Annotated in this window: 19 protein-coding genes, 1 other RNA gene and 2 pseudogenes; 3 read left to right on the forward strand and 19 right to left on the reverse strand. The window is 70.8% G+C overall.

All coding sequences use genetic code 11. From position 1 onward, the window contains the following. The 4 genes and pseudogenes from OG242_RS11155 to OG242_RS11170 form a co-directional block, all read right to left on the reverse strand. Nucleotides 1–126: pseudogene (locus tag OG242_RS11155) on the reverse strand (carbohydrate ABC transporter permease); the annotation flags it as partial. Nucleotides 127–346: 220 nt separating this feature from the next. Beyond that, nucleotides 347–1,304: pseudogene (locus OG242_RS11160) on the reverse strand (hypothetical protein). Nucleotides 1,305–1,585: 281 nt separating this feature from the next. Then, nucleotides 1,586–1,876: a DUF3039 domain-containing protein gene (locus OG242_RS11165; protein ID WP_026242631.1), complete on the reverse strand. Its 291-nt coding sequence runs from the start codon at nt 1,874–1,876 to the stop codon at nt 1,586–1,588. A gap of 29 nt (nt 1,877–1,905) precedes the next feature. Beyond that, nucleotides 1,906–2,466, reverse strand: coding sequence for a YqgE/AlgH family protein (locus OG242_RS11170; protein WP_405898007.1), 561 nt, complete (start codon nt 2,464–2,466; stop codon nt 1,906–1,908). A gap of 276 nt (nt 2,467–2,742) precedes the next feature. Between OG242_RS11170 and murA the strand changes: the two genes are divergently transcribed. Continuing rightward, on the forward strand, nt 2,743–4,083 hold the full coding sequence (gene murA / locus OG242_RS11175; protein ID WP_018517901.1) for a UDP-N-acetylglucosamine 1-carboxyvinyltransferase: 1,341 nt from the start codon (nt 2,743–2,745) through the stop codon (nt 4,081–4,083). A 149-nt stretch (nt 4,084–4,232) separates the two neighbouring features. Here the strand turns inward: murA and OG242_RS11180 are convergent, their stop codons facing one another. The 4 genes from OG242_RS11180 to OG242_RS11195 all read right to left on the reverse strand — a co-directional run bounded on the left by OG242_RS11180 (nt 4,233) and on the right by OG242_RS11195 (nt 9,990). Next, nucleotides 4,233–4,514: an HU family DNA-binding protein gene (locus tag OG242_RS11180; RefSeq protein ID WP_003968811.1), complete on the reverse strand. Its 282-nt coding sequence runs from the start codon at nt 4,512–4,514 to the stop codon at nt 4,233–4,235. A 354-nt stretch (nt 4,515–4,868) separates the two neighbouring features. After that, nucleotides 4,869–6,302 carry an NAD-dependent malic enzyme gene (locus OG242_RS11185; RefSeq protein ID WP_405898008.1) on the reverse strand — a complete coding sequence of 478 codons (1,434 nt, stop codon included), beginning with the start codon at nt 6,300–6,302 and terminating at the stop codon, nt 4,869–4,871. A 573-nt stretch (nt 6,303–6,875) separates the two neighbouring features. Continuing rightward, nucleotides 6,876–9,257, reverse strand: coding sequence for a HelD family protein (locus tag OG242_RS11190; protein ID WP_405898009.1), 2,382 nt, complete (start codon nt 9,255–9,257; stop codon nt 6,876–6,878). A gap of 160 nt (nt 9,258–9,417) precedes the next feature. Beyond that, a complete protein-coding gene (locus OG242_RS11195) occupies nt 9,418–9,990 on the reverse strand; it encodes a GNAT family N-acetyltransferase (protein ID WP_405898010.1) in 573 nt (190 codons plus the stop codon). A gap of 100 nt (nt 9,991–10,090) precedes the next feature. On the opposite strand from OG242_RS11195, the gene OG242_RS11200 reads away from it, so the two are divergent. Next, the gene (locus tag OG242_RS11200) at nt 10,091–10,687 is read left to right on the forward strand and encodes a DUF1772 domain-containing protein (RefSeq protein WP_405898011.1); all 597 of its coding nucleotides are present in this window, start codon (nt 10,091–10,093) and stop codon (nt 10,685–10,687) included. On the opposite strand, the gene OG242_RS11205 is transcribed toward OG242_RS11200, so the two are convergent. The 10 genes from OG242_RS11205 to ftsE form a co-directional block, all read right to left on the reverse strand. Further along, nucleotides 10,648–11,778 (reverse strand): uroporphyrinogen-III synthase, encoded by a 1,131-nt coding sequence (locus OG242_RS11205; RefSeq protein WP_405898012.1) that lies wholly within the window; start codon nt 11,776–11,778, stop codon nt 10,648–10,650. The two genes, OG242_RS11200 and OG242_RS11205, sit on opposite strands and share 40 nt — an antisense overlap. 129 nt (nt 11,779–11,907) lie before the next feature. After that, nucleotides 11,908–13,239 carry a nitrate/nitrite transporter gene (locus OG242_RS11210; RefSeq protein WP_405898013.1) on the reverse strand — a complete coding sequence of 444 codons (1,332 nt, stop codon included), beginning with the start codon at nt 13,237–13,239 and terminating at the stop codon, nt 11,908–11,910. A 194-nt stretch (nt 13,240–13,433) separates the two neighbouring features. Then, nucleotides 13,434–14,675, reverse strand: coding sequence for an acyltransferase (locus tag OG242_RS11215; RefSeq protein WP_405898014.1), 1,242 nt, complete (start codon nt 14,673–14,675; stop codon nt 13,434–13,436). Next, entirely contained in the window at nt 14,672–16,870 is a 2,199-nt protein-coding gene (locus OG242_RS11220; protein WP_405898015.1) for a glycosyltransferase, read from the reverse strand. The genes OG242_RS11215 and OG242_RS11220 overlap by 4 nt, the downstream gene beginning before the upstream one ends. Next, nucleotides 16,871–17,344 (reverse strand): hypothetical protein, encoded by a 474-nt coding sequence (locus OG242_RS11225; protein WP_405898016.1) that lies wholly within the window; start codon nt 17,342–17,344, stop codon nt 16,871–16,873. It abuts the gene before it with no gap. A 357-nt stretch (nt 17,345–17,701) separates the two neighbouring features. Further along, nucleotides 17,702–18,089: a transfer-messenger RNA gene (gene ssrA, locus OG242_RS11230) on the reverse strand. Between the two features lie 122 nt (nt 18,090–18,211). Further along, nucleotides 18,212–18,700 (reverse strand): SsrA-binding protein SmpB, encoded by a 489-nt coding sequence (smpB, locus tag OG242_RS11235; protein ID WP_093708601.1) that lies wholly within the window; start codon nt 18,698–18,700, stop codon nt 18,212–18,214. Nucleotides 18,701–18,718: 18 nt separating this feature from the next. Further along, nucleotides 18,719–19,903: a S41 family peptidase gene (locus OG242_RS11240; RefSeq protein ID WP_405898017.1), complete on the reverse strand. Its 1,185-nt coding sequence runs from the start codon at nt 19,901–19,903 to the stop codon at nt 18,719–18,721. Nucleotides 19,904–19,971: 68 nt separating this feature from the next. After that, on the reverse strand, nt 19,972–20,889 hold the full coding sequence (ftsX, locus tag OG242_RS11245) for a permease-like cell division protein FtsX (protein WP_405898018.1): 918 nt from the start codon (nt 20,887–20,889) through the stop codon (nt 19,972–19,974). A gap of 30 nt (nt 20,890–20,919) precedes the next feature. Beyond that, nucleotides 20,920–21,609, reverse strand: coding sequence for a cell division ATP-binding protein FtsE (gene ftsE, locus OG242_RS11250; RefSeq protein WP_026242629.1), 690 nt, complete (start codon nt 21,607–21,609; stop codon nt 20,920–20,922). A gap of 271 nt (nt 21,610–21,880) precedes the next feature. Between ftsE and OG242_RS11255 the strand changes: the two genes are divergently transcribed. Further along, nucleotides 21,881–22,078, forward strand: coding sequence for a hypothetical protein (locus OG242_RS11255; RefSeq protein WP_405898019.1), 198 nt, complete (start codon nt 21,881–21,883; stop codon nt 22,076–22,078). An 83-nt stretch (nt 22,079–22,161) separates the two neighbouring features. Here OG242_RS11255 and OG242_RS11260 read toward each other — a convergent pair whose 3' ends face one another. Beyond that, the gene (locus OG242_RS11260; RefSeq protein WP_405898020.1) at nt 22,162–23,142 is read right to left on the reverse strand and encodes an LPXTG cell wall anchor domain-containing protein; all 981 of its coding nucleotides are present in this window, start codon (nt 23,140–23,142) and stop codon (nt 22,162–22,164) included. Nucleotides 23,143–23,201 lie beyond the last annotated feature (59 nt).

Genomic DNA, 23,201 nt, shown 5'->3' on the forward strand with positions numbered 1-23,201 from the left:
TCAGTCCTTAACCGCTCCGCCGAGTCCGGAGACCAGGCGTCGCTGTACGAGTACGAAGAAGACCAGCACGGGCACGGTCATCACCGTCGAGGCTGCCATGATCCCGCCCCAGTCGTTCTCGTCGGGTGCCAACTACCCGTCTGCAAAAGGCCGGGCTGGGAGACGACACAAGCCTGGCTGCTGGGTGGTCTTCTCCGAACAGGCAGACCCGCGACATGCTCCTTCTTCCTTTCCTGGCGCCTGTATTGGAGGTCTGCGACGCGCATGGCGTGGCCGTGAGGCTCGGCAGGGAGAGCTGCGTCCGGGGCGACGTTTCAGGAAAGAAAACTTCATCCGGGAACCGTTCCTAGTCACCGAGCAGGAGTGTGTCTTGGACCCATTCCTGTTCGCTGCGGACACCCCGAACGGTGTTGGATGCCCTGGTTGCCCGCGTTCTCGCCGCATCCGGTGGCGCGGATCGCGTCCGTGGTCCGGAGATGCGGGGGCGGGGTCCCTCACGCCCCGGGGAACCCGGTGCGGCCTGGACGGTCCGATGCCCGTGCGCATCACTCTGGTGTGCACGGGGCGGTGTCGTCCGACGCCGGATCGGGTGTCCGAGGGCGCGTCGCCCGATCGCGATACCGGCGGCATCGTGACGGGACATCTTCCGGTGCGGGGTGGTCAGTGGCTTCTGCCAGTGCTGAGCACCCCACGCTGCCGAAAACGCTTCCTGCGGCCGTGCTTCTCCCTTCCTCCGTCAGCCCCGCCTCCGCGAGATGATGGCGGGTGTTCAACAGGCGCTTCCCACCGCGCACGACCCGGACCCGCCCCGACCGCCAGTCAGCGACAGCAGCCGCGAGCCGGTCCTCCATGCACTTCAGACGGCGGGACTTCTGGAACCACTCACCCCTCGACCGATAGCCACCCGCCGCACGCTTCGTACCCTTCGCCCCGATCGGCAACGACAGCCGGTACCGAAGTGTTCTGATTCCCGCCTCAAGTGTGCGGATATGTGCGGCCAAGGACCGCCGGGCCAGTGCCCACTGATCATGCGACGCCTTCGTGATCGCCCCCGCAATCCGCGACGAAGACGCTGCTGTCAATCCCCGCTTTCGCGCAGCCCACATTTCCGCACGGTGATCCAGGCCGTCCGCACACCGCACCTTCAGATCCCGCGACGCCAACCCACCCTGATACGCGCCAACGGCCCGCAACACCCGCTCGTCCTCGGAAGTGAGGTGCTTGAGACGGTCCCTCACCGCTACACCGGACGGCCCGGGTACCACGAACGGCGCCGCCAACTCCCGCACCCCGCACTCCCCCACACCAGCCCGCCCCTGTCACCCAGCACAACGAGCAACCACCAACAAGGTCACCCATTCGACCCCAGAACTCACATCCCGATCCCACCACCGCCCCCGCTCCCGGGTACCACGCCCATGCGCACCGGGCCCCTAGCGGTTCAGTGCCTCTGCCAGCCGACGCAGCAGTCCGTGCAACGGCACGCGAAAAACCCCCGGGCACGCGAGCGCGTGTCCCGGGGGTCTCCCGGGCCTCAGGCCTGTCCAGCGGATCAAGCCCTAGCTGTGGGTGGTACCGGTCGCCACTACTTCTTGTCCTTGCCGCCCTTGTCCTTGTCGCCGCCGCCGGCGCCCATGGACTCGTAGATCTCCTTGCACATCGGGCAGACCGGGTACTTCTTGGGGTCGCGCCCCGGTACCCAGACCTTGCCGCACAGTGCGACCACGGGGGTGCCCTCCAGGGCACTCGCCATGATCTTGTCCTTCTGGACGTAATGGGCGTAGCGCTCGTGGTCGCCGTCGCCGTTCGACACCTGCGGCGTCGGCTCCACGAGGGTCCCGGTACCTGCCCCGCGCTCGGGCTCAAGAGTGCTCATAACCGCCAAGCGTACTGAAAGACGGGACATCAGTTCAGCGAAGGGTCGTCCGGATACGTGGCGATCATGGCCAGTTCGCTGCGCTGCCGGCGCAGGACCGCACGCCACAGACCCTCCGGGCGCGGCGAGGACACATCGCCAGGTTCCGATTCCACGACGTACCAGGCGCCTTCGGACAACTCGCGCTCCAGCTGTCCGGGCCCCCAGCCCGCGTACCCCGCGAAGATCCGCAGCGAGCCCACGGCCGCCGCCAGCAGCTCGGGCGGCGCCTCCAGGTCCACCAGGCCGATCGCCCCGTACACCCGCCGCCAGCCGAGGGGCCCCTCGCCGCCCGGGATCACCGCGACGCCGAGGGCCGAGTCCAGCGAGACGGGGCCGCCCTGGAAGACGACCTCCGGCTCACCGGTCAGCCCGGCCCAGGTCGCCAGGATGTCCACGACGCCCACCGGGGTCGGGCGGTTGAGGACCACGCCGAGGGAGCCCTCCTCGTCGTGGTCGAGGAGCAGCACGACCGCGCGGTCGAAGTTCGGGTCCGCCAGGGCGGGCGCGGCCACGAGCAGCCGCCCTGTGAGCGAGGACACCTCGGTCATGGCAGAAATGATCCCGCATCTTCGCCCGGTACGGGGGCCAAGTGACGTGGTCGTCGCGCTCGGTGCCCGAGCGCAGCTCAGGGCGCACGGGTGCATGAGGAGCGCACACCCGGTCCGGCCATCCGGACGGTGACCCTCCGCGAGTCCCGCGCAGCAGAGCGTGTTGTGGCGGATTCATGACGTTCGTACACCGCCCGTTCCCTTACGGAAGGGGGGTGCGGGCCCATTACCCTTTCGTCTTGGCCCCCTGCCCGACCACTCCGGAACGCGAGATTCATGACCGGCACAGACGATGTCCTGCTTGTCCACGGCGGAACCCCGCTGGAGGGCGAGATCCGCGTCCGAGGCGCCAAGAACCTGGTGCCCAAGGCGATGGTCGCCGCGCTGCTCGGAAGCGGGCCCAGCCGGCTGCGCAACGTGCCCGACATCCGTGACGTCCGGGTCGTGCGCGGGCTGCTCCAGCTGCACGGTGTGACGGTCCGCCCCGGCGACGAGCCGGGCGAGCTGGTCCTGGACCCCACGCACGTCGAGAGCGCCAACGTCGCCGACATCGACGCCCACGCCGGCTCCTCGCGCATCCCGATCCTGTTCTGCGGCCCGCTGCTGCACCGACTGGGCCACGCGTTCATCCCCGGCCTCGGCGGCTGCGACATCGGCGGCCGGCCGATCGACTTCCACTTCGACGTGCTCCGCCAGTTCGGCGCGACGATCGAGAAGCGGGCGGACGGACAGTACCTGGAGGCCCCGCAGCGGCTGCGCGGCACCAAGATCCGGCTGCCGTACCCGTCGGTGGGCTCGACCGAGCAGGTGCTGCTGACCGCGGTGCTCGCCGAGGGCGTCACGGAGCTGTCCAACGCGGCCGTGGAGCCGGAGATCGAGGACCTGATCTGCGTCCTGCAGAAAATGGGCGCGATCATCTCGATGGACACCGACCGGACCATCCGGATCACCGGTGTCGACCGCCTCGACGGCTACACCCACCGCGCCCTCCCGGACCGCTTGGAGGCCGCCTCCTGGGCGTCCGCCGCGCTGGCCACCGAGGGCAACATCTACGTCCGGGGCGCCCAGCAGCGCTCGATGATGACGTTCCTGAACACCTACCGCAAGGTCGGCGGCGCGTTCGAGATCGACGACGAGGGCATCCGCTTCTGGCACCCGGGCGGCGCGCTCAACGCGATCGCGCTGGAGACGGACGTGCATCCCGGCTTCCAGACGGACTGGCAGCAGCCGCTGGTGGTGGCGCTGACGCAGGCCGCGGGCCTCTCCATCGTCCACGAGACGGTGTACGAGTCCCGGCTCGGCTTCACCTCCGCGCTGAACCAGATGGGCGCGCACATCCAGCTGTACCGCGAGTGCCTGGGCGGCTCGGACTGCCGCTTCGGCCAGCGCAACTTCCTGCACTCCGCGGTCGTCTCCGGGCCCACGAAGCTCCAGGGCGCGGACCTGGTCATCCCGGACCTGCGCGGCGGCTTCTCGTACCTGATCGCCGCCCTCGCGGCCCAGGGCACCTCCCGGGTGCACGGCATCGACCTGATCAACCGGGGCTACGAGAACTTCATGGACAAGCTGGAGAAGCTCGGGGCGAAGGTGGAGCTGCCGGGCGGCTCGCTGGTCTGAGCGGCGTCGTCCCGGGGCGCCGGGTCCTTCGGGGCCCCGGGACACCGCCGGAGCCCGCCACAGAGCCCGCAGAGGGCTTCTGGCGGGCCGAATGCCGAAGGGCGGTCACCCTTGGTCGGGGTGACCGCCCTTCGTCGTGCCCAGGGGTCTTACTTGCCCTTGGCGGCTTCCTTGAGCTTGGAGCCCGCGGAGACCTTCACGCTGTAGCCGGCCGGGATGTTGATCGGGTCGCCGGTCTGCGGGTTACGAGCGGTGCGAGCGGCACGGTGGGTGCGCTCGAAGGTCAGGAAACCGGGAATGGTGACCTTCTCGTCGCCCTTGGCGACGATCTCACCGACGGTCTCGGCGAGAGCGGCCAGCACGGCGTCGGCGTCCTTGCGGGTCACCTCGGCACGGTCGGCCAGGGCGGCCACCAGCTCACTGCGGTTCATGTTGTTACTCCCGTGTTCTTCTTGCCTGTGAGGCGTGAGATCGAAGCAGATGCTGCCAGGGCCCTCGGACAGTGCCCGTACCCGGGTCTGCCCTTGAGAGGGTCCGGTAGACCTCGCGCCCTGTGGGGTCTCCCCTGGACGTAGTCCTTGAGGAAGCATCCTGCCCCCACCTGCGGCGGTAAAGCCAATCCGGCACCCTCCGGGAGCCGTGCGAAAAGCACCACTGCCTCTTCGTGGTGACGTCCCGTCGGCTCCCCCAGAGCGGTCCGCAGCGGGTGCGGGGCTCTGCGGGACGCGTCGCCCGCCCACCCTAAAGGGGCGTTTGGGGCGCCGCGACCCGCGACGCGCCGTACGTCAGACGGACGTGGGCCCCGTCACAGCGGCGCCGGCGGCGCGCGCGGCGTCCCGGACGGCTCCGGCGACCGCACCGGCGACCTTGTCGTTGAAGACCGAGGGGATGATGTAGTTCGCGTTCACCTCGTCCTCGGCGACGACGTCGGCCAGGGCGCGGGCGGCGGCGAGCATCATGTCCGTGTTGACGGTCCGCGACTGGGCGTCGAGCAGGCCGCGGAACACACCGGGGAAGACCAGCACGTTGTTGATCTGGTTCGGGAAGTCCGAGCGGCCGGTGGCGACGACCGCGGCGGTGCGGCGGGCGATCGCCGGGTCCACCTCGGGGTCCGGATTCGCGAGCGCGAACACGATCGCGCCGTCCGCCATGGCCGCCACGTCGTTTCCGTCCAGCACGTTGGGGGCGGAGACGCCGATGAAGACGTCGGCGCCGACCACGGCCTCCTTGAGGGTGCCGGTGATGTTCTCCGGGTTGGTGTTGTCCGCGATCCAGCACAGCGGCGAGTCCGGGTCGGCCGAGCGCAGGTCCTCGCGGCCGGAGTGCACGACGCCGTGGATGTCGGCGACGACTGCGTGCTTGACGCCCGCGGCGATGAGGAGCTTCAGGATGGCCGTACCGGCCGCGCCGGCGCCGGACATGACGACCCGCACGTCGCCGATGGCCTTGCCCACCACGCGCAGGGCGTTGGTCAGTGAGGCCAGGACGACGATGGCCGTGCCGTGCTGGTCGTCGTGGAAGACGGGGATGTCCAGGGCCTCGCGCAGCCGGGCCTCGATCTCGAAGCAGCGCGGCGCGGAGATGTCCTCCAGGTTGATCCCGGCGAAGCCCGGCGCGATCGCCTTGACGATCTCGACGATGGCGTCGGTGTCCTGGGTGTCCAGGCAGATCGGCCAGGCGTCGATGCCGGCGAAGCGCTTGAAGAGGGCCGCCTTGCCCTCCATGACGGGCAGCGCGGCCTTCGGGCCGATGTTGCCGAGGCCGAGCACCGCGGAGCCGTCCGTCACGACTGCGACGGAGTTGCGCTTGATGGTGAGGCGGCGGGCGTCCTCGGGATTCTCGGCGATCGCCATGCAGACGCGGGCCACGCCGGGGGTGTAGATCATCGAGAGGTCGTCGCGGTTGCGGATGGGGTGCTTGGACGCCATCTCGATCTTGCCGCCGAGGTGCATGAGGAACGTACGGTCGGAGACCTTGCCGAGCACGACGCCGTCGATGGAGCGCAGACCCTCGACGATCTCGTCGGCGTGCGCGGTGGAGGAGGCGGCGATCGTGACGTCGATCCGCAGCTTCTCGTGACCGGACGCGGTCACGTCGAGGCCGGTGACCGAACCACCGGAGGACTCCACGGCCGTGGTGAGCTGGGAGACCGCGGTGCCGCTCGCGGGCACCTCCAGCCTGACCGTCATCGAGTACGAGACGCTGGGCGCCGTTGCCATGGCCGAGTCCTTCGCTTTCTTGGGGCCGACCGTCACGCGGGGGGCGGCGTCACGGGGCTGGGCACGCGCATCTGCGGCGTTGTCGTCAATCACCAACGCTCCGCGTTGGCTCAATCCTCCGCCTTGCAGCTGCACGCGCCCAGTCCCGCTCCTCCACCCGCCCCCCGCGTGACGGTCGGCCCTAGCTTCATTGCTACGCGCGTCCGAAACCCGAGCAGACCCGGCAGCGGACACGCCTTCCGATATTCGCACCTACCGACGAGTAGCCGTTAATGACTGTCGCAGCGCGGAAACTGTTTTCCACCATACGAGAGGGAGGGGCGCAGCGGAACCCCCAACCGCTGTCCGGGAACGCGAAGAGGCCCGCGCCACCAGGGGTGACGCGGGCCTCTTCTTCAGTTCACGACACCGGCCCGCCATGCTCGCCTCGCGGCAAGTGGTCGCTCGAAGCGACTAAGGTTGGGCCCGGGGGCTTGGATCGAGCCGGTGCCGATACCAGGCTAACAAACCACCTGGAAAAGCGATTCCCGCAGCGCGGATTAACCGAAAACGGCCCCCCGCGCCCCCTCCCGCTCAGTCCCTGAGCAGGTCCGGCACGCCGTCCTCGTCCGGCAGGTCCCGGTCCCCCGAGACCACCGTGAGCTGCTGGGTCGCCCGGGTCAGCGCCACGTACAGCACCCGCAGCCCGGCCGGGGACTCGTCCGCGATCTCCGCCGGCGAGACGACCACCGTGGCGTCGTACTCCAGGCCCTTCGCCTCCAGGCTGCCCAGCGCCACCACCCGGTCCCCCAGCTCCGCGAGCCACTCGCGGGCCCGTTCGCGCCGGTTCATCGCCACGACGACGCCGACCGTGCCGTCTACCTCGGCGAGCAGCCGCCGCGCCTCCTCGCGCACGGTCCCGGCCAGGTCGCCGTCCCGTACGGTCTCGAAGCGCGGGACCACGCCCGTGGAGCGGACGGCGGCCGGGGACTCCATGCCGGGCATCGCGAGGGCCAGCACCTTCGCGGCCAGCTCCGCGATCTCGGCCGGGTTGCGGTAGTTGACGGTCAGCGTGAAGTTCCGGCGCGGACGGCTGCCCAGCGCCTCGTCGCGGGCGGCGGCCGCCTCGTCCGGGTCGGACCAGGAGGACTGCGCCGGGTCCCCGACGATCGTCCAGGTGGCGTGCCGGCCGCGGCGGCCGACCATCCGCCACTGCATGGGCGTGAGGTCCTGCGCCTCGTCGACGATGACGTGGGCGTACTCGGTGCGCTCGGCGGCGAGCCGCTCGGCCCGCTCCCACTGGGTCTCCTCGCGGCGGGGCATCAGCTCCTCCAGGCCGGTGAGCTGGTCCAGCGGGTCCGCCTCGCGCTTGCGCCTGGGGCGGCTCGGGGTGCCGAGCAGCGTCTGCAGCTCGTCCAGGATCGCCACGTCGTGCACGGAGAGCGGCCCCTGTCCGGCGGCGTCCAGGCGCTTGAGGGAGCGCGCGAGCCGGCGCACCTCGCCCTGGTTGAGCGTGCGCCGCGCCCACCGGGCGAGCCGCTTCTCGTCGGCCATCGCGGCGAGCACCCCGCGCGGGGTCAGCTCGGGCCACCAGGCGTCCAGGAACTCGATGAAGGGGGTCTCCGTCGACACGTCCTCGTCGAACGACGAACGCAGCTCGGCCGCCAGCTCCGGATCGGTGTAGCGGCCCCGGCCCGAGGACCGGTTCCACAGCGCGTCGAGCAGCAGCCGGCGGGCGCGCGGGCGCAGCAGGTTGACCGGGGCGGTCCCGCTGAGGACGTTGTTGCGGATGCGCCGCAGCTCGTCCTCCTGGAGCTCCACCCGGGCGCCGAAGGCGACCACGCGGAGCCGGGTGGGCGTGCCGGCGGGCTGCGGGGCCTCCTCGGCCTCACCGAACTCCAGCTGCCCGCCGGCGGCGGAGGCGGTCCGGGGCACGGGCTGTTCCAGCGCGCCGCGCGCCGCCTTGCGGAGCACCGGGAGCATCCGCGAGGAGCCCTTGATCCGGGCGACCGCAGGCTCGTCGTACACCGTGGCGCCCTCGGGCCCCGCCGCGTCGTCGGAGAGCGAGCCGACCGCGCGGATCGCGACCTGGCCCTCCTCGCCGAGCGAGGGCAGCACGCCCTCGGTGTACGCGACCAGCAGCGGCGTCGGCGAGACGACGAGGATGCCGCCCGCGTACCGCCGCCGGTCCTGGTAGAGCAGGTACGCGGCGCGGTGCAGGGCGACCGCGGTCTTGCCGGTGCCGGGGCCGCCGGAGACCTCGGTGACGGAGGCGGCGGGCGCCCGGATGACGAGGTCCTGCTCGGCCTGGATGGACGAGACGATGTCCCGCATGGTGTGGCTGCGGGCCTGTCCGAGCGCGGCCATCAGGGCGCCGTCGCCGACGACCGGGAGCTCGTCGCCGTCCAGGGAGGCGGTCAGCTCGGGGCGCATCAGGTCGTCCTCGACGCCGAGGACGCGGCGGCCCTTGGAGCGGATGACGCGGCGGCGGACGACCCGGCCCGGCTCCTTGGGCGTCGAGCGGTAGAACGGCGCCGCGGCCGGGGCCCGCCAGTCGATGACGAGCGGCGCGTAGTCGGAGTCGAGGACCCCGATCCGGCCGATGTGCAGCGTCTCGGCGATGTCCGCGGTGTTGTCCTCGCGCACGACGTCGTCGGCGGGCTCGACGGAGGTGTACGCGCCGTCCGGGCCGCGTTCGCCGTCCTTGCCGAGCAGGAGGTCGATCCTCCCGAAGAGGAAGTCCTCGAACTCGCTGTTCAGCCGGTTGAGGTGGATTCCGGCGCGGAACACCTGGGCGTCGCGCTCGGCGAGCGCCCCCGGGGTTCCGACCTGGCCGCGTTTCACGGCGTCGTCCATGAGAAATTCCGCCTCGTGGATCTTCTCCTCAAGGCGGTGGTACACCCGGTCGAGATGTCTCTGCTCGACACCGATTTCCCGGTCCCGCAGCGAATCGACAGCGGCATCCTGCGCGGCCACCGAGGCCCCCTTCTGACGTGCACTGGGCAGCCGTCAACCTTATGCGACGGGGGGCCCGCGCGCACCTGCCACACCCCTCCTCGGCGTGTGCGGGGGTATCGATTGCGTGACGGCGGTGCGCGACCCCGGTCCGCGCGAACCCTACGAAAGGCCCCGGTCCTCAGTCCTCGGCGCCGGTCATCGGGCCGTCGTGCAGGATGCGATGGAAGAGGCGGTGGTCGCGCCACTCGCCGTCGATGTGCATATAGCGCGGGGCGACCCCGAACTCCTCGAACCCGCACTTGGCGAGGACCCGCTGCGAGGCCACGTTGTGCAGGACCGTGCACGCCTCGACCCGGTGCAGCCGCAGGTCGTTCCGCGCCACCTCGCAGATCGCGCGCACCGCGGTCGTGGCCAGCCCGCGGCCGGCGAGTTCCACGTCCACCCAGTAGCCGAGGACCGCGCTGTGGCAGGCGCCGAGCACGATGGCGTCGAGGGTGAACGCTCCGACCGCACGGTCCTCGGCATCGCTCAGCACCCACGGCATCGAACGGCCCGCGTCCCGGTCCGCCAGCAGCCCGGCTAGGCGGGCGCGCTGCCCCTCCTCGGTGTAGAAGAAGTCGGGCCGTACGGGCTCCCAGGGCTTCATGTACGTACGGCTGCGGGTCAGCGCGGCGGCGAGGGAGGCCGCGTCGGCCAGGACGGCGGGGCGGAGCCGTATCCCCGCGCCGAGCGGGTGGACGTCATCGATCACGCCCGCACGCTATCCGGCCCGTCGCGCCCCTGGACGCTCGCGTAGGCGGATGCGCGCCTGAACGATGGAGCCGCTCCGGCCGCGCCGCTTCACTGGATCCATGACCACCAACCGGGCCGACCGGCCGACTCCCGCCTCCCACCGTCTCGTTCTCGGCGCCGCCGCCGTCACCACGGGACTGATGGCCGGCACCTTCTTCGTCTTCTCGTGCGCGGTGATGCCCGCGCTCGGGCGCAGCGACGACCGGACCTTCGTCGAGGTCATGCAGAACATCAACGACGTCATAGAGAACCCGGTCTTCTTCGCCGGCTTCTTCGGTGCCCTGGTGCTGACCGCCGTCGCCGCCTGGCAGCACCGCCGCTCGCCGGGACCGCGCGGCTGGATAGTCGCCGCGCTCGTCGCGTACGCCCTGGCGTTCCTGCTCACCTCGGGCGTCAACGTGCCCCTGAACAACGCGCTCGCGGACGCCGGTGATCCCGCGCACCTCGCCGACCCGGCCGCCGTGCGGGACCGGTTCGAGGACGCCTGGAACGTGTGGAACACGGTGCGCGCCGTCCTGTGCACCGCCGCCCTCGCACTGCTGCTGCGCGCCCCCTACGCCGTTGCGCGCCGGCGTACGGGACCCGGCGCGTACCCGGCGGCCCCTCAGCAGCCCCCCTACTTCGCGCCCGCCGACGGGTCCAGCGCCAGCCGGTAGCCGCGCTTGACCACCGTCTGGATGAGCCGGGGCGCCCCGAGGGCGGTGCGGAGCCGGGCCATGGCCGTCTCGACCGCGTGCTCGTCCGTACCGCTGCCGGGCAGGGCGCGCAGCAGGTCGGCGCGGGAGACGACCCAGCCGGGGCGCCGGGCCAGGCTGTGCAGCAGGGCCATCCCGGCGGGCGGAACCGCGCGCAGCTCGTCGTCGACCAGGACGGCGTGGCCCCGGATCTCGACGCGGTGTCCGGCGACGGGCAGCGTACGGGCGCGGGCGGGCAGTTCGCGGCAGATGAGCTGGACGAGCGGGCCGAGCCGGAAGCGTTCCGGCTGTACGGTGTCGATCCCGCGCGCCTGCAACGGCACGGCGGTGACCGGGCCGACGCAGGCCGGTACGACGTCACCGCGCAGCGCCGTGACGATCTCGGTGAGCAGCCCGCGTTCCTCGGCGCGGCCGAGCAGCGAGGCCGCCGCCGGGGCGCTGGTGAAGGTGAGCGCGTCCAGGGCGCGGGCGGCGGTCAGGTCGAGGAGCCGGTCGAGGGGGGCGATGTCCTCCGGCGGCATCCAGCGGTAGACGGGGACGGCGACCACCTCGGCGCCGGCCTCGCGCAGCGACTCCACGAAGCCGGGGAGGGGTTCGCCGTGCAGCTGGAGCGCGACGCGGCGGCCCCGTACGCCTTCCTCCAGGAGCCGTTCCAGCACCTCGGCCATGGACTCGGATGCCGGGGACCATGCCTCGGAAAGACCGGCGGCGCGAACGGCTCCCTTCACCTTGGGGCCGCGCGCCAGGAGTTCGACCCCGCGCAGGGTGGCCAGGAGCCGGTCGCCGATGCCCCAGCCGTCGGCCGCCTCGATCCAGCCGCGGAAGCCGATCGCGGTGGTGGCGACGACCACGTCGGGCGGGTCGGCGATCAGCTGCTCGGTCGCGGCGAGCAGTTCGCCGTCGTCGGCGAGCGGCACGATCCGCAGGGCGGGGGCGTGCACCACGGTGGCGCCCCGGCGCCGCAGCAGTGTGCCCAGCTCCTCCGCCCGGCGCGCGGCGGTGACACCGACCGTGAAGCCCGCGAGGGGCCCGTGCTGTGCGTCGTCGTGCATATGGTCTACCCGGCTCTCGTCCCGCTGCTGCTCGTTGGTGCGGAGGACCGAGCCTGCCAACGCCGCGTGACAGACCCGGTTCAGCCGTATTTCCCGCTCGTTACGTCACCCGCCCGTGCCGCGGACCCCTCACACCTCCGCATAGCTGAGCTGCGGCTTCGCCGGGACGGCCGCGGCACGACGAAGGTATACCGCCCAGGTGAGCACGGAGCACACGGCGTAGAAGGCGAGAAAGGACCAGAAGGCCGCCGTTCCCGTGCCCGACGTCTGGAAGGACTGCCGGAAGGCGAGGTTGATCGCGAGCCCGCCGAGCGCCCCGACCGCGCCGATCAGCCCCATGGCCGCCCCGGAGATCCGCCGTCCCCTGGCCGCCGCCTCCTCGCCGCGCAGCCCCCGGGCGACGGCCTGGGTGTGGAAGATGCCCGGGATCATCTTGTACGTCGATCCGTTGCCGAGCCCCGACAGGACGAACAGGGCGGTGAAGCCGACGAGGAACACGCTCAGCGAGGCGCTCCGGGAGGCGTACACGACGACACCGGTCGCGGCGGCCATGGCGGCGAAGTTGACGAGGGTGATGCGCGCACCGCCGTACCGGTCGGCGAGCCATCCGCCGGCCGGCCGGATCAGCGAGCCGAGCAGCGGGCCGATGAAGGTGAGCGAGGCGGCCTGGAGCGGGGTGCGGCCGAACTGGGTCTGCAGGACGAGCCCGAAGGCGAAGCTGTAGCCGATGAAGGAGCCGAAGGTGCCGACGTAGAGGACGGCCATGATCCAGGTGTGCCGGTCGCGCACGGCCTCCTTCGCCGCCCCGGTGTCGTTGCGCACGGGCGCCAGGTTGTCCATGAAGAGGGCCGCGCATCCGGCGGCGAGCAGGATCAGCGGGAGGTACGCGGCGAGCACGATCCGGGGGTGCGAGGCCCCGGCCGTCCCGATCACCAGGAGCCCGGCCAGCTGCACGACGGGCACGCCGATGTTGCCGCCGCCCGCGTTGAGCCCGAGCGCCCAGCCCTTCCTGCGCAGCGGGAAGAAGGCGTTGATGTTCGTCATGGACGAGGCGAAGTTCCCGCCCCCGATGCCGGTCAGCGCGGACACGGCGAGGAAGGTGGTGTACGAGGTGCCCGGCTCCATCACCAGGAGGGCGGCGACGGTCGGCACGAGCAGGGTGAGCGCGCTGAACACCGTCCAGTTCCGGCCACCGAACCGGGCCACCGCGAAGGTGTACGGCACCCGCACGACGGCCCCGACGAGGGTCGCGGTGGAGATCAGGAAGAACTTCCCGGCCGGGTCGACCCCGTACTCGGGCCCCATGAAGAGCACCATCACCGACCACAGGGTCCAGATGGAGAAGCCGATGTGCTCGCAGAGGACGGAGAACCACAGGTTGCGGCGTGCGGTCCGCTCGCCGGTCTCCCGCCAGAAGGTCTCGTCCTCGGGGTCCCAGTGCTCGATCCAACGGCCTGCCATCACGCGCCTCCACGGGTGGGTCGGGGTGTTGTCCCGAGACCTAGGGTCTGTATTGAGTTGTGGCGCGGCGTCGCGACGCCGCGCCACAACTCAATACAGACCCTAGGAAGCGCGCGTTTCGGTGCCGTGCCGCGAGGTGACCTGTGGGCAACCTTGCTCTCACCGGGCCGGGGCCGGCCCGGTGAGCAGCGCGGTCAGCCCCTGGTGCGGGCGGTGCCGTTGGGCCAGAGCCTCGGGCGCCGCTTCGCGGCGAGGTCCTCGACCCAGCCGACGGCGAGGATCATCAGCCCGATCAGCGGCCAGACGACGATCAGCGCGAGGGCGTTGTCCGCCCGGTCGATGTACGTACCGAGGTGGTCGCCGACCCAGGGCACGTCCCACAGCAGGTCGATGATCGGGAACGTGGCCATCAGCAGCATGTTGTGCCACAGATAGATCGTCACCGCCCGGTTGTTGGCGAGGGTGACCAGGGTGTCCCAGCCCGCCAGCCGGCCCGGCAGCTCCCGCCAGGAGGGGGCGTACTGGAGCAGGATCATGCAGAACCCCAGCGACCAGGTGGCCTGGGCGAGCGGGATCTCGTCGAGGTTCCAGCCCTCCTCGGTGAGGTGGTGGGCGCCCCACCACAGCGCGAAGGCCATCAGCATCGCGGCGAGCGAGACCGCGAGGTAGCGCGGGACGGTCTTCAGCAGGCCGTCGTTGTGGGCGAAGCCGAGGATCCAGCAGGAGCCGAACACCGCGAAGTCGACCAGGCCCTCACCGGCCGTGCCCGGCACGGTGACCAGACCGGTGCCGATGACTGCGGTGAGCCCGATCGGGGCGAGCAGGGTCGCCCACGGCAGCTTCCGGAACGCCTTCAGCAGCAGCGGGGAGGCCAGCACGAACCACAGGTAGGCGCGGATGTACCAGAGCGGCCCTATGCCCTGCTCGGCCCAGGAGGTTTCCAGCCAGCCGCCCTCGGAGCCGTTCTCCCAGGGGAAGGGCGGGGTGCCGATCGGCAGGATGTAGCAGCCCAGCTTGAGGAACCACCAGACGCCCTCCTCGCGCACCGGCTTCCAGCCGAGCAGGAAGACCATGGGGACGACGACAGCGGCGAACGCCCACATGGGCGGCAGCAGTCTGCGTACCCGGGAGCGGATGACGCTCCACGCGGGCCGGGCCAGCGACCGGGCCATCAGCGATCCGGCCAGGGCGAACATGACGCCCATGGACGGGAACACGACGGTCAGCCAGGCCCAGCCGAAGAGGTGGAAGACGACGACCCGGACCAGCGCGATCGCGCGCAGCAGGTCGAGATAGCGGTCCCGGCCCGCCTTGGCCGGGGCTGGCGCCGGCTCGTCGGCCGGGGCGGGCCCGGCGGGGGCGGGCAGCACCACGCGCAGCGCCATGGTCCGCTCGTCCGCGTGCGGCTCCCTGTAAGACTGCTGTGGGTGCGTCATGCGACGGGCCTCCGGTCCTGGGTGCGCCCGCGCTGGGTGGGCATCGAGCCGGGCGCCTCCACGACCCCGGTGCGGCGCAGCTTCTGCCAGCGCAGCCGGCCGCCGGTGAGAGCGGTGATCCAGGACTGGAGCAGCACCACGTACATGAGCTGCCGGTACAGGACCTGCTGGAGGGGCAGCGAGAACAGGTGGGTCATGCGTTCCCGGTCGAGCCGGAAGGCGTACGCGGCACACACGAGTTGCACCGCGAGGACGCCGAGCCACGCGCCGACGGTCTTCTCGGTGGGCCCGAACACGAGCCCGTAGAGCAGGAAGACGTCGATGAGCGGGGCGAGCAGCGGGGCGACGACCATGAACAGCGAGACGAACGGCAGCCCGACGCGCCCGAACCGGCCCGACGCCCCGCCCTCGATGACCGCCCGGCGGTGCTTCCAGATGGCCTGCATGGTGCCGTACGACCATCGGTAGCGCTGCGACCAGAGCTGCTGCACGGTCTCCGGCGCCTCGGTCCAGGCGCGGGCGTTCTCCGCGTAGACGACGCGCCAGCCGTCCCGGTGCAGGGCCATCGTGACGTCGGTGTCCTCGGCGAGGGTGTCCTCGCTGATGCCGCCGACCCGCTCCAGCGCCTCGCGCCGGAAGGCCCCGACCGCGCCGGGGATGGTAGGCATGCAGCGCAGCACGTCGTACATGCGGCGGTCGAGGTTGAAGCCCATCACGTACTCGATGTGCTGCCAGGCGCCGATGAGCGAATCGCGGTTGCCGACCTTGGCGTTGCCGGCGACGGCCCCGACGCGCGGGTCGCCGAAGGGCTGCACCAGCTCGCGGACGGTGGACGGTTCGAAGACCGTGTCGCCGTCCATCATGACGATGATGTCGTTGCGGGCGTGCGCGATGCCGTTGTTCAGGGCGGCGGGCTTGCCCGCGTTGCGCTGGCGCACGACCCGGACGTTGGGCAGCCGCATCCGCTGGACGATGTCCGCGGTGCCGTCCGTGGAGCCGTCGTCGATCACGATGACTTCGACCGGATAGTCACTTGCCAGCAGCGAACGCACCGTGTTCGCGATGCACTTCTTCTCGTTGTACGCGGGCACCAGAACGGTCACCGTGCGGGTGACGGGTTCGCCCCAGCGGAAGCCGCGCCCCCGGACCCGGCGGGCGTGCACGAAGGACAGCACCAGCATCAGCCCGAAGCGGGCGAAGACCAGCACACCGATGACTGCGAGGCCGGCGACCATCACATCGGTGATGTGCTCCGAGACGCCGACGGCGTAGACGAACGCCTTGCCCTTCCACAGGTCGAATCCGGTGACCGGGGTGTGCGCGCTGGCGGCGCCGAGGGCGTCGGTGAGGTTGGTGAACTCGTAGCCCCGCTCCTGCATCTTCGGCAGGAACTTCCCGAGGGCGGTGACGGTCTGGGACCGGTCGCCTCCGGAGTCGTGCATCAGGATGACCGCGCCCTTGCCGTGCTCGGGCGTGGCCCGGTCGATGATCGCCTTGACGCCCGGCCGCTTCCAGTCCTCGCTGTCGGTGTTGTTGACGACGGTGAGGTAGCCGCGGCTGCCGATGTACTGCGTGACCGGCCACGACTTGTCGTCCATGGCGTCGGCGAACGACGAGTAGGGCGGCCGGAACAGTGAGGTGCGGATGCCCGCCGCACCGGCCAGCACCAGCTGGTTCTGGGACAGCTCCCAGTCGATGCGGCTGGTGGACTGGTAGGAGAGGTCGGGGTGGTTGAAGGTGTGCAGCCCGACCTCGTGCCCCTCCTCGACCATGCGCTCCACGAGGTCCGGGTAGCGCGAGGCCATGGTGCCGGTGACGAAGAAGACGCCGTGGGCGTCGTACTCCTTCAGCTCGTCCAGCACCTTCGGCGTCCACTCCGGGTCCGGGCCGTCGTCGAAGGTCAGCACGATCCGGTGGTCCGGAATGCGCAGGGTCTTCGCGGGCTCGGTGGTGGACCGGGCGTCGATGACCGGCCCGCCCTCCAGCACCTGCTCGGGCACCCGGTCGGTGGCGACGGGGGGCCGGATGCGGTGGTCGGCGAGGATTTCGCTGTGCACGTAGCCACGCAGCATCAGCATGGCGAGCAGGGCAACGAGAAACAGGAGCGGCAGCATGTAGCGCATGGGAAGTCTGCGCCGGCGGGTCTGCTTCTTCCTGTGCGAGTTGCGCCTGCCCCGGGGGGCAGGGGAAGTCATCTAGTTGGCGCCTTCTTGTTCTTGCGCGGGGCCCGGGGAGCCGCCGGTGGGAAGCCCGGCGTCCGGAGCCGTCGGTTCGGTGCCGTCGCCCGGAGCTCCCGTGCCGGCCGCCGGTACGGAGGCGGTCGCCTCACCGGCCGGTGTCGCACCGCCGTCGTTCCCGACGGTGCCCGTGTCCTGCTGCTCCTGACCGGAGAGCGGGAGGAAGGGGGCGCTGGAGTTGCCGCCCAGCACGGCGACGACCAGGGTCACCGCGTAGCAGACGAAGACCGCGGCGAGGACCCAGCCGAACCGTCGCAGCGTCTTGCCGCGCCGGCCGCTCTCGTCGACGAAGACGGGGCCGTCGGAGCCGTCCGGAGTGGTTGGTTCCGGTAGCAGCTCGGAGAGCTGCCGTCCGATTCCGTCCAGTTGGATGGTGACTTCGTTCGGCTCGTGGGTGTGCCCCGCATGGGCACCTTCACGCCAAGTTTCCACTGTTGTACGCACTTCCCCCACTCAGGAACGGGTGCGCGCAACTGCCCCGTCGTACGTCGCCGGACGGGTCCCCACCCTGTCCGCGCGCCCCCTACCACAGTGCACCCGGGCCATGAATGTAGCGCACGCCGGGACGCCCGGAACCCGTCGGGAGGTGTTGTTCATCATGAGGGATACATCTGTTTCTGGCCGGTGCTGCGGTTACTGGCCCCTGCGGGTGAGCTCCGGGAGCGCGGCCGGGGCGCGCACGCCGGGCGCGCACTCCCCCGCGCCCTTCCTCTCGGGCCACCGGCCACCGGACGCACAAAAGCGAGGACCCCGCTGCCGGTGGCAGCGGGGTCCTCGCTCACATGGGAATTGTGGAGATGGCGGGAATCGAACCCGCGTCCAACGGTGCGGAACCAGGGCTTCTCCGAGTGCAGTCCGCTGCGCTTTTCTCGGCCTCGGAGGTCACGCGGACAAGCCTCCGACAGGCCCAGTCACTGTTTGATTTCCTTCTGAGACCCGTGACCGGACTCAGAAGTTTAGATCCCTTGATGATGCCAGGATCCGGGTCGGGATCACCCCCGGGCTGACACTCCGCAGAGTCTTCGCTTAGCTGCTAATTAGGCAGCGAGGGCGAAGGCGGAGGAATCGCGCTTGGAATTGGCGATTATTGGTTGCGACATATGGTTTACGAGATCATTGCCGCTTCCTCGACTCGCTTCCCCTGCTTCGACATCCGCTGTCGAAACCGATCATCCCCATGTTGTTTTTTCAAGGTGGTGCCACACCCTCCGTGGGGTGCGTTGCCATCGTACGTGACCAACGCCCGACGATGCCAGCGTATTCCCGCCGGAGGGGCCGGCGGCGGGTGCCGGGTCCGGCTCAGGCGCTCCGCTGGCGGCGGCGGGCCGCCGCGACGGCGCGGTTCGTCTCCCGCGTGTCCTGCTTCTCGCGCAGCGTCTGGCGCTTGTCGTACTCCTTCTTGCCCTTCGCGAGCGCGATCTCGGCCTTGACCCGGCCGTTCAGGAAGTACAGCGAGAGCGGCACGATGGTGTGTCCGGTCTCCTGGGACTTCGACTCCAGCTTGTCGATCTCCGCCCGGTGCATCAGCAGCTTGCGCTTGCGCTTGGCGGAGTGGTTGGTCCAGGTGCCCTGGACGTACTCCGGGACGTGGATGTTGTGCAGCCACGCCTCGCCGCCGTCGATCTGGACGAAGCCGTCGACCAGGGACGCCCGGCCCATGCGCAGCGATTTGACCTCGGTCCCCATGAGCACGAGCCCGCACTCGTAGGTGTCGAGGATGGTGTAGTCGTGGCGCGCCTTCTTGTTCTGCGCGATGAGCTTGCGCCCGGTGTCCTTTTCCTTAGCCATAGTGCGGCCATTTTCGCACTACGACCCACCCCCGAGGCCACTCAATACCGTCTCGGCCCGTTCCTCGGCCCGGGAGCTCACCGCGAGATCCGGTGTGATGCCCCTGCCGTCGACCCCGTGGCCCGCCGGTGTGCGGTAGTGGCCCACGGTGAGCTCGGCCACCGAACCGCCCGCGAGCTTGCTCGGCATCTGCACGGAGCCCTTGCCGAAGGTCCGCGAGCCGACCGTGACCGCCCGGCCCCGGTCCTGCAGCGCCCCCGTCACCAGCTCGGCCGCGCTCATCGTGCCCCCGTCGACGAGGACGACGACGGGGCGCTCGGTGTCACCGCCGGAACGCGCGTACAGGGCGTGCTGCTCGCCGTGCACGTCGTACGTGGCGACCAGGCCGCCGTCCAGGAAGGCCGAGGCCGCGGTGACCGCCTCGGTGACCAGGCCGCCCGCGTTGCCGCGCAGGTCCAGGAGCACCCCGGCGCCCGGCGGCGCGTCCTCGACCGCGTCGCGCACGGCGGCCCCGGAGCCCTTGGTGAACGAGCCGACCTCGATCAGCACCGCGCCGGACGGGCCCGAGCGCTCCGCCCCGATCCGCCGCACGGTCACCGACTCGACGGCGAGCCGGGCCCGGCGCAGCGTCTCGGTCCGGGTCGTGGCGCCCCGCCGTACGCCGAGGCTGACCGTGCTGCCCGCCTTGGCGCCGGTGCGGTCGCCGCGGAGCAGGGCCACCACGTCGGAGACCGGCAGCCGGTCCACGCGGCGGCCGTCCACGGTACGGAGGAGGTCGCCGGAGCGGATGCCCGCGCGGTCGGCCGGGCTGCCGGGCTGGACACGGGAGACGGCGACCTGGCCGTCGGCGGAGCGCCGGGCGGCGAGGCCGACACCGGTGTACGTGCCGTCGAGGGCCTGCTCGAACTCCTGGTACTCCCGCTCGTCGTACACGGCGCCCCAGCGGTCGCCGCTGCGGCTGACGACCTCCTCGGCCGCCTCCGTACCGGACTTGCCGTCCGCCACCGCGTCGGCGGCGGCCTCGGCCACCTCGTCGCCGTCGGCGGTGGCGGCGACGGACCGGGCGTGCACCGGTGGCTGCTTCTGCCCGTGGGGCAGCGCGCCCGTCGCGGCCCCGGTGGCGAGGACGCCGGCGAAGACCAGCGACAGGGCCGCCCCGCGGCGCAGACCGCGGGGACCGACGCGACATCCGGGGTCCGACATGGCGCCGATTCTAGGACAACGCCCCGGGGGCGTACGGGACGTTGGGTGTGCGCCTCACAGGGCGCACATCACACCTTCAGGTACTTGCGCAGCGCGAAGAGAGCGGCAACGGCGGGCATCAGCAGGCCGATTGCCAGCACCAGCGGCAGCTTGGTGAGGACCGCGTCCCAGCCGATGAAGTCGATCAGGTTCAGCTTGTCCTTGAGGGCGAGGCCGCCGTCGATCAGGAAGTAGCGCCCGGCCAGCAGCATGACGCAGGCGAGCACACCGCCGATGAGCCCGGCGAAGGCGGCCTCCATGATGAACGGCGCCTGGATGTAGAAGCCGGAGGCACCGACAAGCCGCATGATCCCGGTCTCACGGCGCCGGGAGAACGCGGACACGCGCACGGTGTTGACGATCAGCATCAGCGCGATGATCAGCATCAGCGCCATCACGAAGAGCGCGGCGACGTTCATGCCGTTCATCAGGCCGAAGAGGTTGTCCAGGATGCTTCTCTGGTCCTGGACCGACTGGACCCCGTCCCGCCCCGCGAAGGCGGTGGCGACGACCTTGTACTTGGTGGGGTCCTTGAGCTTGACCCGGAAGGACTCGGGCATCTGGTCCGGCGTGATGTTGCCGGCCATCGGGGAGTCGCCGAACTCCTCCTGGTAGTGCTTGTACGCCTGGTCGGAGGACTCGTAGATCACCTTCTCCACGACGTCCATCTTGCCGAGATCGCTCTCGATCTCGTCCTTCTGCTGCTTGGTGACCGCACCCTTGGCGCACTGGACCACCGTCTCCGCGTCGCCCTTGCCGCAGAGGTAGATGGAGACGTTGACCTTGTCGTACCAGTAGTCCTTCATCGTGCTGACCTGCTCGCGCATGAGCAGCGCGCCGCCGAACAGGGCGAGCGAGAGGGCGACGGAGACGACGACGGCGAAGGTCATCGTGAGGTTGCGACGGAGGCCGACGCCGATCTCCGACAGGACGAACTGGGCGCGCATGGCGTCCTTTCAGTGCTGGGTGCTCAGTGCTCAGTGCTGGTAGCCGTAGACGCCGCGCGCCTGGTCGCGTACGAGACGGCCCTTCTCGAGCTCGATGACGCGCTTGCGCATCTGGTCGACGATGTTCTGGTCGTGGGTCGCCATGATCACGGTGGTGCCGGTCCGGTTGATCCGGTCCAGCAGCTTCATGATGCCGACGGAGGTCTGCGGGTCGAGGTTGCCGGTCGGCTCGTCCGCGATCAGCAGCATGGGCCGGTTGACGAAGGCCCGCGCGATCGCCACGCGCTGCTGCTCACCACCGGAGAGCTCGCCCGGCATCCGGTCCTCCTTGCCGCCGAGTCCGACGAGGTCGAGGACCTGGGGCACGGCCTTGCGGATCTCGCCGCGCGGCTTGCCGATCACTTCCTGGGCGAACGCCACGTTCTGGGCGACGGTCTTGTTGGGCAGCAGACGGAAGTCCTGGAAGACGGTTCCCAGCTGGCGGCGCATGTGCGGCACCTTCCAGTTGGACATGCGCGCGAGGTCCTTGCCCAGGACGTGGACGGCCCCGGTGCTGGCGCGCTCCTCGCGCAGGATGAGCCGCATGAAGGTGGACTTGCCGGAGCCTGAGGAGCCCACCAGGAAGACGAACTCGCCCTTCTCGATGTCGAGCGACACATCCCGGAGAGCGGGACGGCTCTGCTTCGGGTAGGTCTTGGAGACGTTGTCGAATCGAATCACGGATGCACCACGGTCGGCCGGGAGTAGGTGAGCGTGACCATACGCGAACCGGGCTGAGCCGTGCAGGCACGCGTACCGGGATGGGTGATTTACGGTGAAACGGCCCCGGTTAAAGGGCGGTGCGGCGGGGAAGGGGCCGCGCTGTGGCCGGGGGGGGGCGGGCCGAACGGACGGCGAGCTGGCACAGTGGTAGGTGGAACGGTCGCGTTTCCGTGAGCGTTGTGCGGAGAGATGGCTTGTGCGGCTCCGCCGCGCGGGAGGAGGAAGGCGCATGACCTACGACCGACTGGTGTGCGCGAACTGCGCGGCACCCGTCACCGAGGGCCGCTGCCCCGTGTGCCGGGCGAGCCGCGAGCGGATGCGGGAGCAGGAGCAGGGCTCTTTCGCCGGGCTGAGCCCGGCCATGCTGGCCGCCCTGCTGGTGGTGCTCCTGGGTGCCCTGGCCCTGCTGGCCCACCAGACCGTGTAGCGCCCGTACGGGAGAACGGAACAGGGAGGGGCCCGGACCGCCGATCGCGGTCCGGGCCCCTCTCGTCACTCTGCGCAGCGGCCTCAGACGGCCGTGCGGTTGCCCACCAGGCGGGGCAGGATGCGGAAGCCGATGCCTCCGGCGATCATCGTCGCGGCGCCGACCAGCAGGAAGGTGGTCTCGGCCGCACCGGTCTCGGCCAGCTCGTCCTTGCCCTTGCCCTGCTCGACCGGCTGGTTGCCGACCGAGTCGGTGTCGGTGCCGGAGTTGCCGCCACTCGACGCGCCGAACTGGCCCGCGGGGGTGCTGTCGTCACCGCCGCCCGACTCGCTCCCGGTGTCGCCCGAGCCGCCGGTGTCGCCCGAGCCGCCCGTGTCGCCGGAGCCACCCGTGTCACCCGAGCCGCCGGTGTCGCCCGAGCCGCCCGTGTCACCGGAGCCGCCCGTGTCACCGGAGCCGCCCGTGTCACCCGAGCCGCCGGTGTCACCGGAACCACCCGTGTCACCCGAGCCGCCGGTGTCACCGGAACCACCCGTGTCACCCGAGCCACCGGTGTCACCGGAACCGCCGGTGTCACCGGAACCACCCGTGTCACCCGAACCGCCGGTGTCACCCGAGCCACCCGTGTCACCGGAACCGCCGGTGTCACCCGAGCCACCCGTGTCACCGGAACCGCCGGTGTCACCCGAACCACCCGTGTCACCCGAACCACCCGTGTCACCCGAACCACCCGTGTCACCCGAACCACCCGTGTCACCCGAACCACCCGTGTCACCCGAACCACCGGTGTCACCCGAACCACCCGTGTCACCCGAACCACCCGTGTCACCCGAGCCACCCGACTCGGTACCGCCCGCGCCTTCGCAGCGCGGGTCCAGCGGGCTGCACGGCTCGCCGCCGTCGTCGTCACCCTGCTCGCCGGCGGTCTGCGCGCCGATCTCCACACCTGCGACCTGGACACCGCCGACCGCCTGTGCGACCCCGGCCGCAGTCAGGGAGGCACCCGCGGCGATGACCGCGCCCGCCGCTATCCGCGCGACGCGTACGCGCGTCTTCTTCGTCATGTACTGCTACCCCCAGTAGCCGTTCTCGTCGATGGAGCAGCGGCCCACGGGGTGATCGT

It is taken from the genome of Streptomyces sp. NBC_00727 (genome assembly GCF_045161745.1).
In the GTDB taxonomy this organism is placed as follows: Bacteria; Actinomycetota; Actinomycetes; order Streptomycetales; family Streptomycetaceae; genus Streptomyces.

What these genes read in the sequence shown, in the direction of transcription:
- OG242_RS11165 (WP_026242631.1), bottom strand. Translation starts at nt 1,876, where the DNA reads ATGAGCACTCTTGAGCCCGAGCGCGGGGCAGGTACCGGGACCCTCGTG.
- OG242_RS11240 (WP_405898017.1), bottom strand. Translation starts at nt 19,903, where the DNA reads ATGTCGGACCCCGGATGTCGCGTCGGTCCCCGCGGTCTGCGCCGCGGG.
- OG242_RS11220 (WP_405898015.1), bottom strand. Translation starts at nt 16,870, where the DNA reads ATGACTTCCCCTGCCCCCCGGGGCAGGCGCAACTCGCACAGGAAGAAG.
- OG242_RS11180 (WP_003968811.1), bottom strand. Translation starts at nt 4,514, where the DNA reads ATGAACCGCAGTGAGCTGGTGGCCGCCCTGGCCGACCGTGCCGAGGTG.
- OG242_RS11260 (WP_405898020.1), bottom strand. Translation starts at nt 23,142, where the DNA reads ATGACGAAGAAGACGCGCGTACGCGTCGCGCGGATAGCGGCGGGCGCG.
- OG242_RS11205 (WP_405898012.1), bottom strand. Translation starts at nt 11,778, where the DNA reads ATGCACGACGACGCACAGCACGGGCCCCTCGCGGGCTTCACGGTCGGT.
- OG242_RS11170 (WP_405898007.1), bottom strand. Translation starts at nt 2,466, where the DNA reads ATGACCGAGGTGTCCTCGCTCACAGGGCGGCTGCTCGTGGCCGCGCCC.
- OG242_RS11215 (WP_405898014.1), bottom strand. Translation starts at nt 14,675, where the DNA reads ATGACGCACCCACAGCAGTCTTACAGGGAGCCGCACGCGGACGAGCGG.
- OG242_RS11200 (WP_405898011.1), top strand. Translation starts at nt 10,091, where the DNA reads ATGACCACCAACCGGGCCGACCGGCCGACTCCCGCCTCCCACCGTCTC.
- OG242_RS11185 (WP_405898008.1), bottom strand. Translation starts at nt 6,302, where the DNA reads ATGGCAACGGCGCCCAGCGTCTCGTACTCGATGACGGTCAGGCTGGAG.
- ftsX (WP_405898018.1), bottom strand. Translation starts at nt 20,889, where the DNA reads ATGCGCGCCCAGTTCGTCCTGTCGGAGATCGGCGTCGGCCTCCGTCGC.
- murA (WP_018517901.1), top strand. Translation starts at nt 2,743, where the DNA reads ATGACCGGCACAGACGATGTCCTGCTTGTCCACGGCGGAACCCCGCTG.
- OG242_RS11210 (WP_405898013.1), bottom strand. Translation starts at nt 13,239, where the DNA reads ATGGCAGGCCGTTGGATCGAGCACTGGGACCCCGAGGACGAGACCTTC.
- smpB (WP_093708601.1), bottom strand. Translation starts at nt 18,700, where the DNA reads ATGGCTAAGGAAAAGGACACCGGGCGCAAGCTCATCGCGCAGAACAAG.
- OG242_RS11255 (WP_405898019.1), top strand. Translation starts at nt 21,881, where the DNA reads ATGACCTACGACCGACTGGTGTGCGCGAACTGCGCGGCACCCGTCACC.